The 14,560-nt window shown below is 59.6% G+C and carries 14 protein-coding genes; 5 read left to right on the forward strand and 9 right to left on the reverse strand.

What is annotated here, in order from left to right:
* Window positions 1–54 precede the first annotated feature (54 nt).
* The 3 genes from F4V58_RS09310 to upp form a co-directional block, all read right to left on the reverse strand.
* Window positions 55–1,242 (reverse strand): amidohydrolase, encoded by a 1,188-nt coding sequence (locus F4V58_RS09310; protein ID WP_075735375.1) that lies wholly within the window; start codon window positions 1,240–1,242, stop codon window positions 55–57.
* Between the two features lie 69 nt (window positions 1,243–1,311).
* Window positions 1,312–1,692, reverse strand: a complete 381-nt coding sequence (locus F4V58_RS09315) for a helix-turn-helix domain-containing protein (protein WP_075735377.1) — start codon at window positions 1,690–1,692, stop codon at window positions 1,312–1,314.
* A gap of 92 nt (window positions 1,693–1,784) precedes the next feature.
* A complete protein-coding gene (gene upp, locus F4V58_RS09320; RefSeq protein ID WP_075735379.1) occupies window positions 1,785–2,420 on the reverse strand; it encodes a uracil phosphoribosyltransferase in 636 nt (211 codons plus the stop codon).
* An 81-nt stretch (window positions 2,421–2,501) separates the two neighbouring features.
* On the opposite strand from upp, the gene F4V58_RS09325 reads away from it, so the two are divergent.
* From F4V58_RS09325 to F4V58_RS09340, 4 genes are all read left to right on the forward strand, one after another.
* On the forward strand, window positions 2,502–2,786 hold the full coding sequence (locus F4V58_RS09325) for a hypothetical protein (protein WP_150385782.1): 285 nt from the start codon (window positions 2,502–2,504) through the stop codon (window positions 2,784–2,786).
* Entirely contained in the window at window positions 2,787–3,704 is a 918-nt protein-coding gene (locus F4V58_RS09330) for a C40 family peptidase (protein WP_084559755.1), read from the forward strand.
* A gap of 31 nt (window positions 3,705–3,735) precedes the next feature.
* A complete protein-coding gene (locus F4V58_RS09335) occupies window positions 3,736–4,971 on the forward strand; it encodes a hypothetical protein (RefSeq protein WP_075735383.1) in 1,236 nt (411 codons plus the stop codon).
* 273 nt (window positions 4,972–5,244) lie between these two features.
* A complete protein-coding gene (locus F4V58_RS09340) occupies window positions 5,245–6,534 on the forward strand; it encodes a D-alanyl-D-alanine carboxypeptidase (RefSeq protein WP_075735385.1) in 1,290 nt (429 codons plus the stop codon).
* Here the strand turns inward: F4V58_RS09340 and F4V58_RS09345 are convergent.
* From F4V58_RS09345 to F4V58_RS09370, 6 genes are all read right to left on the reverse strand, one after another.
* Window positions 6,464–7,408, reverse strand: coding sequence for an RDD family protein (locus F4V58_RS09345; protein ID WP_075735387.1), 945 nt, complete (start codon window positions 7,406–7,408; stop codon window positions 6,464–6,466). The two genes, F4V58_RS09340 and F4V58_RS09345, sit on opposite strands and share 71 nt — an antisense overlap.
* Before the next feature lie 12 nt (window positions 7,409–7,420).
* Complete coding sequence (locus F4V58_RS09350) at window positions 7,421–8,506, reverse strand: YihY/virulence factor BrkB family protein (RefSeq protein WP_075735389.1); 1,086 nt, start codon at window positions 8,504–8,506, stop codon at window positions 7,421–7,423.
* Between the two features lie 12 nt (window positions 8,507–8,518).
* Window positions 8,519–9,571: a tryptophan--tRNA ligase gene (gene trpS / locus F4V58_RS09355; protein ID WP_075735391.1), complete on the reverse strand. Its 1,053-nt coding sequence runs from the start codon at window positions 9,569–9,571 to the stop codon at window positions 8,519–8,521.
* Between the two features lie 119 nt (window positions 9,572–9,690).
* Complete coding sequence (locus F4V58_RS09360; RefSeq protein ID WP_075735393.1) at window positions 9,691–9,882, reverse strand: hypothetical protein; 192 nt, start codon at window positions 9,880–9,882, stop codon at window positions 9,691–9,693.
* 185 nt (window positions 9,883–10,067) lie between these two features.
* Complete coding sequence (locus F4V58_RS09365; protein WP_075735395.1) at window positions 10,068–10,985, reverse strand: exodeoxyribonuclease III; 918 nt, start codon at window positions 10,983–10,985, stop codon at window positions 10,068–10,070.
* 5 nt (window positions 10,986–10,990) lie between these two features.
* Window positions 10,991–12,118 carry an MFS transporter gene (locus F4V58_RS09370; protein WP_084559756.1) on the reverse strand — a complete coding sequence of 376 codons (1,128 nt, stop codon included), beginning with the start codon at window positions 12,116–12,118 and terminating at the stop codon, window positions 10,991–10,993.
* Between the two features lie 192 nt (window positions 12,119–12,310).
* Between F4V58_RS09370 and F4V58_RS09375 the strand changes: the two genes are divergently transcribed.
* Window positions 12,311–14,521 (forward strand): NADP-dependent isocitrate dehydrogenase, encoded by a 2,211-nt coding sequence (locus F4V58_RS09375; RefSeq protein ID WP_075735397.1) that lies wholly within the window; start codon window positions 12,311–12,313, stop codon window positions 14,519–14,521.
* Window positions 14,522–14,560 lie beyond the last annotated feature (39 nt).

Genomic DNA, 14,560 nt, shown 5'->3' on the forward strand with positions numbered 1-14,560 from the left:
AAAAAGCTTCCTCGCTAGTCTAGTGTCCACAGAGGGCAAAACGCATGTTGAGCGTTAGTTAGCTTCCCCAAACTGTTGCGCCACGGAGCCAAACAGCTTCACGCCCACGCCAATCGCACGCTCATCCACCGTCAGGTCCCCCATATGCAGATCGTGTTGTTCGCCCTCCCCGGACCAACACCCCAACCGCGCCATGGAACCCGGCACGTGCTCTAGGTACCAGGAGAAATCTTCCCCACCGGAGGACTGCGGGGCCTGGACAACAGCCTGCGGATCGATGGCACTGGCGGCCGCTGAAAGCAACGCAGTCGAAGCGTCATCATTGAGCACCGGCGGAACGCCGCGGTGGTAGTTCAGCTCGTGCTCGCAGCCGGTGGGCGCCAGGATCTCCGCGATTGTTTGCTCTGTCAGTTCGGGCATTTTACGCCAGATGGCAATATCGGCCGTGCGCATGGTTCCGCTCAACGCGCCCGTTTCCGGCATGGCGTTGGGCGCATAACCCGCGTTAACCTGGCCTACTACCCACACGGTGCCGCTGCGCGGATCCACCCGCCGCGACAGCAAGCCAGGCAGCTCCGTGATGACCTTGCCCAGCGCATAGACCACATCGGCAGTAAGATGCGGGCGCGAGGTGTGCCCACCCGGACCCGTGATTTTAAGGTCCACCACGTCAGTAGCAGAAGTAATGGCCCCGGCGCGCACCCCAATCCGGCCAACGCGCAGCTTGGGCTCAACGTGGATGGCGTAGATGGAGTTAACGCCTTCCAGCGCACCCCATTCGATGACGTCGGTGGCACCGCCCACCCATACTTCCTCGGCTGGCTGGAAAATAAAGCGCACCCCAAACTCCAGGCCATGCTCCCGGTCATAATCTGCCAGTGCGCAGGCAGTTCCCATTACTACCGTGGTGTGCACGTCGTGCCCGCACGCGTGGCATACCCCAGCGTTGACGGAGGTACACTCCAGGCCGGTGACCTCCTGCAATGGCAAAGCGTCAATGTCTGCACGAAAGGCTAAGCGCCCGGCTTCAGTATCAGGCCCCAGGTCCGCCATGAGACCGGTTTGTGGGAATTGGTGCACGGAAATCCCGTAGCTTTCCAACACACCAGCTATATAACTAGTGGTCAGGACCTCATTGTTGGATATTTCCGGGTAGCGGTGGATGTGACGGCGCCATCCAATGACCTCACTGCGGTGGTCATTGAACCACGCATTGACGTAATCAGAAATGTTGTGCGTCACTAGGGTCCTCCTCGGTATGAACGCTGTCTAGTCTAGACTGCGGCCCCAGGAGGCCTAAATACGCGTGCCCTAAAAGGCGTCTTTGCGCGCCAACGAACGCCGGTTGGCCACGTAAGAATCAGGGAACTTAGCCACCTGGTGCGGCGCTACTAAGACCGACCAATCCGGTTCCTTTAGATGCCCCTGCCCGTCCACCAGCTGCGCTGCCCCCGGCATGAGTACCGCCGGTGGGACCTCAAGTGCCAACGCCAGCTTGAAGACCGTGGATAGCAGCGGGTCAGCGCAGTGAGGGTGCCGCCTTTCCAGGTTGTAGACCTGGTTGCGGGAAAGCCCGGCCAGCTCCGCCAGGGCAACGACGGACAGCCCCCGGCGCCGCCGCAGTTCCCGGAGATTTTCTGAAAAATTGTGCCCGTAGCGCAACCAAACCAGTGAATGAATAGCAAAAGCCATGAAAATAAACCCCCGAATATTTTTTAACCCCCGCGTGCCCCCTGCGCGCGGTTGGATATATCCGGGAGTTTATTCCAAAAAGGGGTTTTTAGCTACAGGTCAATGTTGCGTGGACCGTAGAGCCTGTCACCGGCGTCGCCCAAGCCCGGCACTATGTAGGCGTGCTCATTGAGGTCTGGGTCAATAACGGCGGTCACCAAACGCACCGGCAAGCCGGAGTCTTCCAACGCGTCCACGCCCTTTTGCGCGGAAACCATGCAGATGGCGGTGATATCAGTAGCCCCGCGGGCTACCAAAAGCTCAATAGAGTTCAGCAATGAACCACCCGTAGCCAACATTGGGTCAATCAAAAATACGGTGCGCCCAGAGAGATCCTCCGGCAGTGCCTCCAGATACGGAACCGGCTCATGGGTTTCTTCATCGCGTGCCATGCCAATGAAGCCCACCTGGGCATCCGGAATCATCGATAACGCGGGGTCAATCATTCCCAGTCCGGCGCGGATAATGGGGACAATGATGGGCGGGTCCTCCAAGCGGGTGCCGGTGGCCACCGCCACAGGGGTCTGGCACTCAAAGTTCTCTACCGCTAGATTGCGTGAGGCTTCATACACCAACATTGAACCTAAGTCTTTAAGAGCGGCGCGGAACGCGGCGTTGTTGCTGCGCTCATCACGCATAATGGTCAGCCTGGAAGCTGCGAGCGGGTGATCTACTACGTGGATATCCATAGCCCCTACTTTAGCGCCGCTGACCGCATCACGTTAACCCTATTGGGAACCAATTGGCGCAAACGCCAGTCTAAAAGTGGCATGAAGACCTACATCATTGACCCAGACCACATGCTCGCGCTAGCCCGCGAGCTTGACCAGCAATCCAGGACCCACACGGTTGACGCACCTCCCAATCCCGGGGGCGCGGTTTCCGAATTCTGCACGGCGCTGCATGCCGCGCAGCAGGCTATCGTTGAACGCGACGCCAGCCTGCGCCGCGACTTGGGCTACCTCGCCCGCCTAGCCGCAGACACCACGCGGGCCACCATGGAAACCGACAACGCCACCGCCAGTGCCTACGCAGCCCTCCGGGAGGTGATGTAAGTGCAAGAAATACTAGCCGCCATCAGTAAAATCCAATCACTGTCCCCGTCGCCAATCCCGGGGGCGGCCACACCGGCCGTTCCCGCTGTGGCTGCCGCCACACAGCTGGCCCAGGTAACGGGTGCCAGCGCGGCGCGTGTGGAAAACGCGGCCCAGGAATTATTGGGCGATAAAGAAACTATAGCCACCATCACGCAGCAGGGGCGGCAGTTAGGGATGGTATGCCTCCAGGAGCTAGTGGGCATTGGCGTACGCGCCCTTGCCACCGCCGTGCCCATTGCCTTGGGACTACTAGTGCCCAATCCCGCCGTGCAAGCGGCCGCGCGGGCACTACTGCGCCAAGTGGCCATGGACGCCCTCTCCCAGGCACTAGCCCGGATTGGCCGGTTGGTGAGCGACCTTGCCCAGCTAGCAATCCCCCTTTTGACACTGGCCGCCAAGAAGGCCATCTCCACCGTAGGGTCCTCCCAACTAGACGGCCACCAGGTCAAGGAGCTGCCCTGCGCACAGAAAACCAAGCTATCGTCTGTCACTCCGGTTGCCCCGCTGGGTAGCTCTTCCACCCCAACGGGCAGCGCCGCCGGCCAAGCTGCGGTCAACGCTGCGCTCACCAAAGTAGGAACCCCTTACCGCTGGGGCGGGACCGGCAGCAGTGGCTTTGATTGCTCCGGGTTTACCCAGTGGTCCTACCGGCAAGCTGGCATTGAACTTCCCCGCTTGGCCCAGGACCAGACCGTGGGCCGCCAGGTGGCGGCCGGGGAGCTGCAACCTGGTGATCTAGCCGTATGGGACGGGCACGTGGCAATGTACGCCGGGGACGGGAAGCTCGTGGAAGCGGGCAGTCCCGTGCAAACAAATCCGCTACGGACCAGCAACATGGGCATGGCTTTTAAAGGTTTCTGGAGACCCACAGGATAGAAGCCGGCGCGGTTAGGTAAAGTATCACGTTATGAGCACTCGCGCGATTGTACCTATCAAGCTTTCCCTAACTGAAGGCGACTTCTACACTCTATGGGCACCCAAGTGGCGCCAGAATGGAGCCGAATGGCAAGCCTTCCTGGGCAACGAGGAAACGGTTTTACTGTTCAACTCTCCAGAGGAGCTTCTCTGCTTTATAGAATCAGACATTAAACACGACTTGCAGACTCACCCCGAGTGGCCGGAATTTAACGCCAAGGACGCCACCCGTGTGGTTCCCGTTGACCGGGATATCTACGACCTCATTGGGCTTCCAGCTAAATTAGCCGAACGCCCAGGTCATGAGGCCGTGTCCACCGTGGCCCGCAACTTCGAGCTAGCTGAGTCCTTGGCGCACGTTTCCGGCGCAGAACAGGCCGTTATCTTCTTTGCTACCCACTCCATTCTGCGCAACACCACCCGCGGCGCGGATCACTACTCCGGCCCGGAGGGGCTCAAGGAATGGTCCGGTGTGGGCCAGGTTGTCCTCCACAACTGGGAAGCTGTGGTTACCAACCTGGACGCCAACACCCGCGTGGCTGAACCCGTTGCGGACTCCGCGCAGCAAGAAGACGCCTCCCGCCGGATAGCTGATGCCACCGCCGCAGCAGAGCTGCGCCGCAAGGAAGAAGAAGAGCGCCGCAAGGCCGCCAAAGAAGCAGCCGACCCATACGATCTATCTCCGTGGGCTGCTGCCGGAATTGACCCGGTCAAAATCACCATCAATTCTCAAAGCACCTACACGCTGCGCACTTACGTCAACCGCAAACCAGTATTCCTAGGCAAGTGGGGAGAGATTTTCACCTTCCCCACCTCCAAGCAGCTGGTGCGCTGGATCATGGAAAACGATGACCACGACCTAGCTCGCGTGTCCACCTGGCCGGACCTGGTGACCGCCGCCAACGCCGGTGAATTGGAGGTTGAAGTCCACCCGGATAACCTCTACTCCTTCAATGGCGTAGCCACGGCAATCGAAAAGGGCCCAGAGGCCGTGGACACGGACCAGCTGGGGCGCTGCTATGAGCTGTGCGCCGACGCCGCAGACTGGGCAGGTGATGACTCAATTAACTCCTTCATGCTGGCCAATGAGCGCTTCCAGGATTACCTCAGCTACATGCTGGGCTCTACTGACCACGCCGGTTACGTTCCATCCAAGCCTTACAGCGACCACGTAGCAGCGTGGAAGTCCCTTGAAGACATGCTGGTCAAGCGTTTCTCCAAGTTCTAAACAAACCAGACAGCTGCCATCGCACCGCCCCAACAACCCCGGGCGCTCAGGTACTTTCCAGACACCAGCGGAAACTACCAAGCGCTCAGGGTGCCGGGGCGGTGTTTTTCTACATAGCGGTACTTTGCAAAGGTCTGCGGGCAACTTTCCTAAACCAACGCGTGCCCAAAGACAACAAGGCGTTCCTAACCTGGATTTTTGATACTGGGGAAGTTTTTAAGCGCGTCTATCCTCAATCACCTCCCGGCGGTAGGTCTAAAATGTATACCTAACATGAAAAGACTTCCTACGGCCTTACTGCTGGCCACCTTCGTGGCCACGCCCGCCACCAGCACCGCGTTCCCCGCGCCGGCGCCTAGCGCGTTTACTAACAGCACGAATCCTGCCTCCAGCACTCCCGCGCCCACTGCCCCCAACACAGACGATTGCCCACACTCTTTGCTCCCACCGGAGCCGGAAACCACCTCGGAACAGCTACGCCCGGGGCAAACCAGCCCTGCCCCGCTACCTCCCGTCCGGACCGCAGATTGCGGTGTCTCCGCCCCGGAAGGCTTTAGGGTTGATGAATCAGTAGTTGGTGCTGCCTGGATAATCACCGATATTGACACCGGTGAGATCATCGCGTGGAAAGACCCCCACGGGCGCTACCGGCCCGCATCCATTATCAAAGCCTTGCTGGCGTTGGTGGCCATCAGGGATCTAGATCCCGCGCTGGTCATCACCGCCACCCGGGAGGATGCGGCGATGGAAGGGTCCGCAGTGGGGTTAGGTGAAGGCGGCCACTATAGCGTGACGCAGCTGCTCCAAGGGCTGATTTTAGCTAGTGGAAACGACGCCGCCCATGCCCTAGCCACCGCACTTGGCGGGGAGGAAACCACGCTGACAAAGATCAATGCCCTTGCCACGGAACTGGGCACCACGGATACCTATGCCGCCAGCTATTCCGGGCTAGATGCCGCCGGGATGTCTACCTCCGCCTACGATATGGCGCTGATTTACCAGGCTGCCTTTAACAATCCGGTATTTGCAGAGATTGCGGCCACGGAGCACGTGGATTTCCCCGGATACGGTGACTTAGAGGGCTACGAGGTCTGGAATGACAACGGGCTATTTATGAACGACCCGGACGGGATAGGCGGCAAGACCGGCTTTACAGACGACGCCCACCACACCTTTGTGGGTGCGCTCAACCGGGACGGCCGCAGGCTGATGGCCGTTATCTTAGACACTGTGGTGGAAGGCGGCCACCGCAGTTGGCAGCAAGCCCAAGCATTGTTGCATGAAGCCTACGCAGTGCCACCGGGCGGAGGCATTGGTAGCTTAGAGCCAGTTGCTCACAGCAGTTCTTCACCCACTCCCCTGCCCAGCCCCACCCCGATGCAGCAGGAGAGCCAACAACCGGTGAAAACGGCTCCAGCCCAACCAGACGAATCGTACGAATGGGTGGGCTGGGTAATAATTTCGCTTACGGCCGCACTGGTGGTTGCGCTGACTACTTTTTCCTTAAGACCTCGGCGCCGGCAAAGCGGTCGTGGGCACCGCGCAAACCGTTCTCGGTATTAACCGAAGCGATGGAGACCACCGCGCCGATAAACCCGAAAACCTGGCCCAGACCGGGCATAATTTGGACGGCGCGGAACCAATTGCGCTTCAGTGATTGCAGGTAGGTCAAACGCTCCTGGGTCTCCACGTCCCGGACCTCCCATCCGGCCAGTTTCTTACCCAGGGACCCGCCCCATTTCACCTCCGGTATAACCATGTAGGCCACAAAGAAGATGGCCCACAAGGAGACTGCCAACGCGTCTTCGTCGATAAAGATACCCAGCAGCGGTCCGGCCACGATGCTGGACAGGAAGCTTGCTATCAGTACGTCAAGAATAGCCACAATTGCGCGGTTCTTTGCCGTGGGCCGCTGGGCCATAGCGGCGTAATCCACCACACCGGTAGGCCTGCCCAACACGGGATTGGCGGCATTAGCTTGCGGGGTGGCCGTGGGCGTAAACAGGTTGGGGTAAGGGCTTTCTTCCGCTGGCTTGAAAGGGTTTTCCGGCGCCGACCTAAAAGGATTGTCCTGCACCGGCTTGGAAGGTTCTTCCTGCCTCAGTGGCTTCGCACTGTGGTAATCAGCTTGTGCGGTCTGGTAATCCGGTTCTGTCCACCCGGTGTAGCTTTGCGGCCACTCGTCGAAGTTGCCTAAGTATTCCAATTGTTGCCAGGAAATCACCCTGCCTGCCCGCAGGGCCTCATCGTAGATAGCCCGCCGGGAGTCATCACTGAGCACTGAGTACGCGGTGGTCAGCTCTTTGCGCCGCGGGGAGAATTCACCCAGACCCTGATTGGCAAGTTCAGCGTCCCGCCCGGCCAGAATGATGCCTAATGCGGTGCAGTTTTCCTTGGGATCTAGGCGATAGTGCTGGTACAGGTTCGGAGCTTCCATCAGTACTCCACTCTACTTTTTACGAAATAGGGACAAGGCACTTACGGTAACGGCTCCTACCAAAGCGCCTACGCCCAGGGTAGCACCGGTGGAGGGGCCTTTCTTGATCTCATTACGCACCCGGATTACCGCCGGCACGGGAGTTTCAGACTCTTCGGTGATGTCCATTGATTCCTCAGTTGTAGCAGTCCATGCGGAGACGTAGAGAACCACGCGCCAGACCAGGTACATCATGACCATGATGATTATGACGGGGCCAAAAACGGCACCTGCTGGGTTGCCGGTGGCCGAGGAGATGATAACGGTGGACAGCTGCTTGATAACCTCAAACAGCACCGCGCCGATAGCCGCGCCGATGAGCCCGGATTTCCGGGGAACTTTTACCCGCGGAAGCACAACAATAAGCCACATGAAAACAATGAAGTTAGCCAACAAACCAACCGCCAGGCCAACGAAGAAGATGATCACGCTCATTCCGGGGAAGGATTCAATGCCCACCATCTCAAAAACCTTTTGAGTAAGACCGGAAGAACCCGCGGCGGTGACACCGAAGGCAATCAGCAGCGCAACCAGCAGCCCGATGAGCCCGCCCAGGTCGCTGAGTTTCTTCATAAAAAAGTTCTTCGCGCCGTCATTGGCGTCCACGCCCCACATGGAAGAAATTCCCACGCGCAGGTGGTTCATCCAGTTAAGCCCGGACCACAGGGTGGTCAAACCACCGACTCCGAACATAGCGCCGCGCTGCTCGATGGCCTTTTCCAGAATCTCATTGATGGTTTCACTGAACTGACCGGGAACCGCGTCGGTGATTTGCTGCTGCAGCTGCTCCAAAAGCTCCGGTTTGTTAACCAGGACGGTCGCGGCGATAGCCACAATGAGCATGGCAATGGGAAATAGTGACAGCACCGAGTAATAGGTAATACCGGCGGCAAACTGGTTGCCGCCCTCCGATCCGTAACGCTCCACCATGCGCATAATGTGGTCAACAAACGGGTATTTCTCCCGTGCCTTTTCTATCGCTCCCGGGTCGTCTTTCCGGGTGCGCTCAATGCCGTAGTCGTCGGTGTATTTTTCGTTGGGTTTGGTTGTGGTAGCCATTATTCCCTTTAATTAGTTATTAATCTTGCGTGCAGGCAGAAAGCCTACCTTGTTATAAACGTCTTCGAGCAACGGCTGTGCCACGGAGTTCGCGCGCGCCGCACCGCGGGCCAAAATGGCCTCCAGCTCACCGCGGTCCGCCATGAGCTCATCAAAGCGGGCGCGCAGCGGAGTGGTAAAGGCTTCTAACGCCTCTGCCGTATCCACCTTGAGGTGACCATAGCCTTTGTCCGCGTACTTCTCCACCAGGAAATCAACGCTTTCACCGGTAAGCGTAGATTGGATGACCAACAGGTTGGACACGCCGGGCTGCTTTTCCCGGTCAAAGGCAACTGCCCCCAGGTCATCTGTCACGGCCGACTTCACGCGCTTGGCGGAGGTCTTGGGCTCATCTAGGAGGTTGATAAGCCCTTTGGGGTTTTCCCCGGACTTAGACATCTTGGAGGTGGGCTCCTGCAGGTCGTAGATCTTGGCCGAGCCTTCCGGGATGATGGGCTCCGGCACGCGGAAAGTCTCCCCGAAACGGTTGTTGAAGCGCTCCGCCAGGTTGCGGGTAAGCTCCAGGTGCTGGCGCTGGTCTTCCCCAACCGGCACAAAGTGCGGCGAGTACAGCAAAATGTCCGATGCCATCAGTACCGGGTAGGTAAACAGCCCCACCGTGGCACGGTCCGTGCCTTGCTTGGCGGCTTTGTCTTTGAACTGCGTCATGCGGGAGGCCTCACCAAAACCGGTCAGGCACTGCAAAACCCAGGTGAGCTCCGCGTGCGCCGGCACGTGGGATTGCACAAATAGCGTGGACTTGTCCGGGTCAATACCTAATGCAATGAGCTGGGCCACGCCCTTGACGGTGCGCTCGCGCAGCTCCTCCGGGTCCTGGTCCACGGTAATGGCGTGCAAGTCCGGGATGAAGTAGAAAGCGTCATGGCCGTTTTGCAGGTCAATCCACTGCTTCAGCGCCCCCAGGTAATTGCCCAGGTGATAAGAGTCAGCCGTGGGCTGGATTCCGGACAGGACGCGGGTTACTTCTGCTTCTTGCGTTTCTTGGGATTGTTCTAAATTAGTCATAAATATCCATCTTATAGGCCCATCCCGCATAAGGCCGAAGTGACCCGGGCCTGCCCCGCGCAAAACGAAACCCGCCTAGCCTGGAGCGGCTGGCGGGTAAGACGGAGGTCCGGTGACTTCTACAATTTGCGCGACGTTGGGGAGTAATGGTCCAAGGCGTCGGAGAAGCCCACGACCATGAGGGCACCGCCCACACCCATCAAGACAATGGGGCCCAGGAAGGCGAAGGATGGGCCAACCATGGTCCACCACCAGATGGCTAGGCCCAGAATCACTGCGCCGAGGATGAATTCAATTGCTGCGCGTGCCATGTCTTTGCTCCAAGTCTTTGTACACGGGATATACGGGATATAACGAATAACTCCGGATAATTTTAGCACCCTGCCCGGCGCGCCGCCTAGTTTCCGGCTTGAGCTTTAGCTCACGCGCGACTCCCAGCGGATACCGGACGGGGCCCACGCGACGCGTAGCAGTTCACGCGCGACTCCCAGCGACTTTAAGCGTACTCAACGAGCAGCGGCGAGTGGTCGGACCACCGCTTCTCCACGGTGGGGGCTTTTTCCACCCACGCCCGGCGCGCGCGGTCGAGCATGCTCTTGGTTGCCGCTTGGTAGTCAATCCTCCACCCCGCGTCGTTGTTGAAGGCCTGCCCGCGGTAGGTCCACCAGGTGTACGGCCCGTCCGCTTCCGGCTCCAGGCGCCGCGCCACGTCGTACCAGGCGTGCTCGCCGCCCGGCAGGCACAGCGTGCGGGCGGTCCAGTCGGTCTTATCGGCGTAGTCCACCACGCCCAGCCAGTCCCCTAGCCCCTTCTTGGCCTGGGGCTCATCATCGGGGAAGGACCCGAATACCGCGTCCATAAACGCCCGTTCTTCGGGCAGGTGACCGGCCTTCTTTTCGTTTGCCTTGTTGTTTTTAAGATCCTGCGCGCGGTGGCAGATGTTCCAGTCCCCGCCCACAACGGCGTCAGAATGCTGGGCGGCCAGCTCCTCCAGTACGTCCGCGAACTGGTCCAAGAAGCGGTACTTCTCATCCAGCTTGGGCGTGCCGGCATCACCGCTGGGCAGGTACAAAGACGCCACCCGCACGCCGGCGGTGGTGGCCGCAATGTAGCGCCCCGCGTCTTGGAAATCCCCGAACCCTACCTGAACGTCCACCAATGGGGTGCGGGACAATATGGCCACGCCGGCGCGGCCTTTGGCCACGGACTCAGCTTGCTCTAGGTGCCAGCCGGCCGCGAGAGCGGGCTCCAGCGCCTTTTCGGTCTGCTTCGGATCGGCGCGGACCTCTTGCATTAAGACGACATCGGCGGCAGTGTGCGCCAGCCAGTCATTGATGCCTAGGTTTTCCTCATTGCGCTGCTTGGCGGCGGCGCGGATTCCATTGACGTTGACGGATGCAATAGTAAAAGTCATGGACCTTACTTTACGCGTTGGGTAACAGCCCAGACCACGCAGCCGGCTGCGGCCAGGCCGGCGCCGGCCAGTGCGGTGGCGTTGTACCCGAAGCCCGCGCCCACGACCGCCCCGGCTAGTGCCGCGCCCGTGGCGTTGGCAATGTTGAGCGCGGATTGGTTGAGCGCATTAGCCAGCGTCTGCGCGTCACCGGCCACGTTGACCAGCCGCAGCTGCAGCGAAGGAATCAACGTGGAACAGAAGAACGCCACCAGCCCGAAGGCCACGGTTCCGGGAATCACGCCCATGGGTGCCGCGAAGTAAAAGGCCACCGCAGACAGGGTCATGGCAATCAATGCGCTGACGATACCCACCTCCAAGTTCCGGTCCGCCATCACTCCGCCCGCAGCGTTGCCGAGTGTCATGCCCAGTCCGTATATCATGAGCACCGCCCAGGTCCATTTCACGTCGAGCCCGGCGACTTCGGTCATGGTCCAGGTGATGTAGGTGTAGACCGCGAACATGCCACCAAAGCCCACGGTGCCAATAGCTACGGTGAGCCACACCTGCAGGTTCTTGAACACGCCTAGTTCGGTGCGCAGGTCGGTGGCCTGCATGCGGGTCATGTGCGGCATGAGGAAGTACAGCAAGCCCACGTTCACCGCCGTGATGGCTACGACGAGGTAATAGGCCGCGTGCCAGCCGAGTGCCTGCCCCAGCGCTTGGGCCGCCGGCACACCAATAATCGTGGCGATGGTCAGCCCCATACCGATCATGGCCATGGCCTTGCCGCGGGTGCCTGGCTTTGCCATCGAGGCTGCAGCCAGATTCGCGACTGAGAAATACGCGCCGTGCGGCAGGCCCGCTATAAACCGGGCGGCCAGTAGCACCCCGAAGTTCGGGGCCAGCGCGGTAAGCAAGTTGCCTATTAAGAGGCAGAACTCTAGCACCAGGATGAGCCGTCGCCGGGGCACCCGCCCGGTCAGCGCCGCGATTGCCGGTGCGCCCACCACCACGCCCAGCGCGTAGACGGAAATAACGACGGAAGCGGTATCTTCTTGGATCCCAAAATCCTGCGCTATCAGGGGAAGAAGGCCCATGGAGACGAACTCGGTCGTGCCAATGGCGAAGGTGCCCAGCGCGATGGCTACCATGACGATCTTGATCCGCAGATCGCTGATTTCTGTTTGTCGGGGAACGCGCGTTGTAGTACTCACTCGCGAGAGAATAGTATCTTTTTGCACAAAGGTCTAGAGGCCATGTTTTACGTTTCTGGGGGCAAGTAAGCCAGTTAACAGGTATTCTGGTTGGTTGTAGAAATTTCCCACACTTTTTCAAGGAGAGACATGGCAAAGATTACCTGGACCCGCACCGATGAGGCCCCGTTGCTGGCAACCTATTCCTTCAAGCCAGTGGTAGAGGCCTTCGCCTCCACCGCCGGCATTGACGTTGAAACCCAGGACATCTCCCTGGCCGGCCGTATCCTGGCGCAGTTCCCGGACCGCTTGGGTGACAAGAAAGTCGAGGACGCACTGGGCACCCTGGGTGAGCTGGCCAAGACTCCAGAAGCCAACATCATCAAGCTCCCCAACATCTCCGCTTCCCTGGTGCAGCTGAAGAAGGCCATCGCTGAGCTGCAGGCCCAGGGCTACGACATCCCGGATTACCCGGATAACCCCTCCACCGCTGAGGAAAAGGAAATCGCCAAAGCCTATGACGTGGTCAAGGGCTCCGCTGTCAACCCCGTGCTGCGTGAGGGCAACTCCGACCGCCGCGCGCCCCAGGCCGTAAAGAACTTCGTGCGCAAATACCCACACCGCATGGGCGCTTGGTCCGCTGACTCTAAGACCAACGTGGCTACCATGCAGGCTGATGACTTCCGCCATAATGAGAAGTCCGTCATCATGCCGGCTGCTGATGAGCTGAAGTTTGTCCTCAAGTCCGGGGATAAAGAAGAGGTCCTCCTGGAGTCCCTCAAGGTCCTAGAAGGTGAGGTCATTGACGGCACCTTCATTTCCGCCAAGGCTCTGGATGAGTTCCTCAAGGAGCAGGTTGCCCGCGCCAAGGAGGAGGGCATCTTGTTCTCCGCTCACCTGAAGGCCACCATGATGAAGGTCTCTGACCCCATCCTGTTCGGCCACGTGGTCCGCGCCTACTTTGCCGATGTCTACGACAAGTACGGCGAGGAGCTCATGAACGCCGGCCTCAACGGTGAGAACGGCCTGGGCCACATCCTGGCCGGCCTGGACCAGCTGGACAACGGCGCTGAAATCAAGGCCGCTTTCGAAGCCGGCTTGGAAGATGGCCCGGACCTGGCCATGGTCAACTCCCACAAGGGAATTACCAACCTGCACGTTCCTTCGGACGTCATCATTGACGCCTCCATGCCGGCCATGATCCGCACCTCCGGGCACATGTGGAACAAGGATGACCAGGAGCAAGACACCCTGGCCGTCATCCCGGATTCCTCCTACGCCGGCGTGTACCAGGCCGTTATTGAAGACTGCAAGGAAAACGGCGCATTCGACCCCACCACCATGGGTACCGTTCCCAACGTTGGCCTCATGGCGCAGAAGGCTGAGGAGTACGGCTCCCACAACAAGACTTTCAAGATGCCGTTCGCGGGCACCATGGAAGTCCGCAATTCAGCTGGCGATGTCCTCATCTCCCACGAGGTAGAAGAAGGCGATGTCTGGCGCGCTTGCCAGACCAAGGACGCCCCAATTCAGGACTGGGTCAAGCTGGCCGTTAACCGCGCCCGCCTGTCCGGCATGAAGACCATCTTCTGGCTAGACCCTGAGCGCGACCATGACCGCAAGCTCACCGAGCTGGTGGAGAAGTACCTGAAGGACCACGACACCGAGGGCCTGGATATCTCCATCGCTTCCCCGGTTGAGGCCACCAAGACCTCCATCGAGCGTATCCGCCGTGGTGAGGACACCATCTCCGTGACCGGTAACGTTCTGCGTGACTACAACACGGACCTGTTCCCCATTCTGGAACTGGGTACCTCCGCCAAGATGCTGTCCGTGGTTCCACTGATGGCCGGCGGCGGCCTGTTTGAGACCGGTGCCGGCGGCTCCGCTCCCAAGCACGTCCAGCAGGTTGAGGAAGAAAACCACCTGCGCTGGGACTCCTTGGGTGAGTTCCTGGCCCTGGCTGAGTCCTTCCGCCACGAGCTGAACAACAACGGCAACGAAAAGGCTGGCGTGCTGGCCTCCACCCTGGACAAGGCAACGGAGAAACTGCTGGGTGAGGAGAAGTCCCCATCCCGCAAGGTCGGCGAAATTGATAACCGCGGCTCCCACTTCTTCCTCACCCAGTTCTGGGCCCGCGAGTTGGCCAACCAGACCGAGGACGCGGAGCTGGCTGAGACCTTCAAGCCAGTTGCGGAAGAGCTTGAGGCTAACTCCGATGACATCGCGAAGGCGCTGCTTGAGGTTCAGGGCGAAGGCGCTGACTTGGGCGGTTACTACGCCCCTGATGAGGACAAGCTCACCAACGTTATGCGCCCGGTGGCTAAGTTCAACGACATCATTGACGGTCTGAAGAAGTAACCCTTCGCTGTCCGCACCAGCCGCTGCCTCCCCACCCGG

It is taken from the genome of Corynebacterium phocae (genome assembly GCF_008693075.1).
Lineage (GTDB): Bacteria > Actinomycetota > Actinomycetes > Mycobacteriales > Mycobacteriaceae > Corynebacterium > Corynebacterium phocae.

Excerpts from the sequence above, each read along its gene's own strand:
- F4V58_RS09315 (WP_075735377.1), bottom strand. The coding sequence starts at position 1,692 with ATGGCTTTTGCTATTCATTCACTGGTTTGGTTGCGCTACGGGCACAAT.
- upp (WP_075735379.1), bottom strand. The coding sequence starts at position 2,420 with ATGGATATCCACGTAGTAGATCACCCGCTCGCAGCTTCCAGGCTGACC.
- F4V58_RS09325 (WP_150385782.1), top strand. The coding sequence starts at position 2,502 with ATGAAGACCTACATCATTGACCCAGACCACATGCTCGCGCTAGCCCGC.
- F4V58_RS09335 (WP_075735383.1), top strand. The coding sequence starts at position 3,736 with ATGAGCACTCGCGCGATTGTACCTATCAAGCTTTCCCTAACTGAAGGC.
- F4V58_RS09340 (WP_075735385.1), top strand. The coding sequence starts at position 5,245 with ATGAAAAGACTTCCTACGGCCTTACTGCTGGCCACCTTCGTGGCCACG.
- F4V58_RS09345 (WP_075735387.1), bottom strand. The coding sequence starts at position 7,408 with ATGGAAGCTCCGAACCTGTACCAGCACTATCGCCTAGATCCCAAGGAA.
- F4V58_RS09350 (WP_075735389.1), bottom strand. The coding sequence starts at position 8,506 with ATGGCTACCACAACCAAACCCAACGAAAAATACACCGACGACTACGGC.
- trpS (WP_075735391.1), bottom strand. The coding sequence starts at position 9,571 with ATGACTAATTTAGAACAATCCCAAGAAACGCAAGAAGCAGAAGTAACC.
- F4V58_RS09360 (WP_075735393.1), bottom strand. The coding sequence starts at position 9,882 with ATGGCACGCGCAGCAATTGAATTCATCCTCGGCGCAGTGATTCTGGGC.
- F4V58_RS09365 (WP_075735395.1), bottom strand. The coding sequence starts at position 10,985 with ATGACTTTTACTATTGCATCCGTCAACGTCAATGGAATCCGCGCCGCC.
- F4V58_RS09370 (WP_084559756.1), bottom strand. The coding sequence starts at position 12,118 with ATGGTAGCCATCGCGCTGGGCACCTTCGCCATTGGCACGACCGAGTTC.
- F4V58_RS09375 (WP_075735397.1), top strand. The coding sequence starts at position 12,311 with ATGGCAAAGATTACCTGGACCCGCACCGATGAGGCCCCGTTGCTGGCA.